The following is a 2,150-nucleotide window of genomic DNA, read 5'->3' on the forward strand; positions in this document are numbered from 1 at the left end:
TAACGATACGATACAGCTGGGTACCCTAGGCGGCATTATCATGCAAAGGCTTTTTAGGCTAAGCGAAAATAAAACGGTTTTAATAAAAAGCTACTCCTATATAGATAAAGATGCGGTAATCAAAAGCGAAAATAGTAAATTTACTATAAGCAGATTCGGCAAAAAAATTAATGTTAAAATAATCTCCGATAGAAAAAACCCTATAGAAGATTTTATAAAAGACTTTATCGCCCTTGCGAACAAAAATAAAAAAGTAAAAAATTTTTCTGATGCAGTCGATGTTTTGGTGGAAAATTTTGACGATAATCAAAAACCCATAGTAGAGCTTTTGGGTAAATTACAAAATAAGCTTATATCGCAAGCCGATGATTTATTTAAACAAGAGGGGTATGCATCCACTCAAACCGGCATCGATGATATAAGAAACATGTTTTCGGAACTTAAAAACAATATGGAGTTACTGGCTCAAGACGGATACGGTTATATATTAAAAGAGCTTTTTAAAGCCCTAGTTAGTTTAATAGATGTTACCGATTATAAAAAAAGCTTGACGAAGCTTAATGTGCTCGGCTCGATACCTGGCATGATCGAAAACGGTTTAAATATATATGAATTTATTACCGAAAAATGGTTTTATGCATTTGCAGGACCCATCTCAAATTTGCTGGCTAGAGAATTTGGCCTCTTGCTTGGCTTAATAAACGTAAGCTCGCTCTCAAATATCGTAGAATTTCACTCCGGTCTTGAAGGCAGCAATAGCAGTTTTATAGATTTTTCCGGATTTGACGCATTCGGTTCCAGCACCCGCGCAAACGTCGATGAATATCTGGCCGTTTGCGGCAATATCCAAGATATTTTAACGCTTGAAGAGACAAACAAATACGGGCTTAATCATAAAAAATCCGTATACAGTTTTTTTGATAACGAATCGCCCCACAAAGAGCTGCGGGATAATTTTACGTATATGCATAAAAACATAGGGCTAAATAAGGGCGCAAGCCTATACGATACTATAAAAAATAGCGTAGTGTCGAATGGAGCGCACTTCGTATACATACAACATCCGTTTTTTAACTCGTTAAAATTCGCAAATTTACTTCGAGACAAATCATCTAAGTCCAAAGACGAAACAGATAATAGCGCTAGATACGGCGGATTAGCAAAAAATTACCTAGTAATATCTAGCGCGCCTTTTAAATCAAATGCAAAACTCGGCGAATACATAATAGAAAAAGCTCTTAGTTACAAGATAAGCGATGAAAATAATAGAGGCGGAGACGATACAAAAATACAAGACCCCGAAAGCATAACACAGATAAAAGATTACAGCAAGTATTCCATAATCGTAAATCCGGGCGAAGAGGATTTATACTTATTAAATTTAAGCCCATTCGTCCGAATAGACAAAAAAATCATAGATGACTATGAAGATGATATAATAAATGAGCAAAATGAATCGGAAAAAATGAGGTATGGCGATTTTAATGCCTACGGATATAGCCGGATATATCAGAAAGCCGAAATAGCCAAAGAAAATCTATCGCATATATACAGCTTTTTTAAAAATGCAAAAGATATGAATGAGATAATAGAAAAAGAAAAAAAGCTTTTCGATCTTGGACTAGAGCACTTTGAGAATTTTTTTGAAAGTATCAACAAAAAGACAGATCCTGAATTTATATACACGGATAAAGATGGGCAAGAGCAAAGAGTTAGCATGGATGATTGGGAACAAATGGGTGAAGATTCTCCTATCGGCTCGGTGGACTTCAATTTATCTCCACATTCTGCAATAGACATTTTTATGATGGCGACTACTTTTTATATCATTAGGCAAAGATATGCTTCGGTGAATATTGCAAAAGCTAAAGAGAATAGTATTATAAAAGCTATTTTCGGTAGAAATGGCGAAAGTTTAGCCGTAGGAAAGTATGAATTTAAAGTTTTAAACAATAATGCTTTTATAAAAATAAATGAGAAAGAGGAAAAATTTTACTTCTTCAAAAAAACCAAAGAGGAGCTGGGCGATAAAAACTCCTTGTGTATTGAAGAGATTACGGAGGGATTTGAGAAAAATTTTATAAGCGAAGACGAAAATATATTAGAAGATGATAAATATATTTTAAGAAATCCAGAAGCTGTAATAGGTG

At 34.4% G+C, this 2,150-nt stretch carries 1 protein-coding gene; it reads left to right on the plus strand.

Annotated elements, in window-relative coordinates; genetic code table 11:
• The coding region (locus Q0200_RS07230; RefSeq protein WP_297939641.1) for a hypothetical protein at nucleotides 1–2,150 on the plus strand (2,150 nt) is incomplete at both ends.

This window comes from uncultured Campylobacter sp. (genome assembly GCF_938045225.1).
Taxonomy (GTDB): Bacteria; Campylobacterota; Campylobacteria; order Campylobacterales; family Campylobacteraceae; genus Campylobacter_A.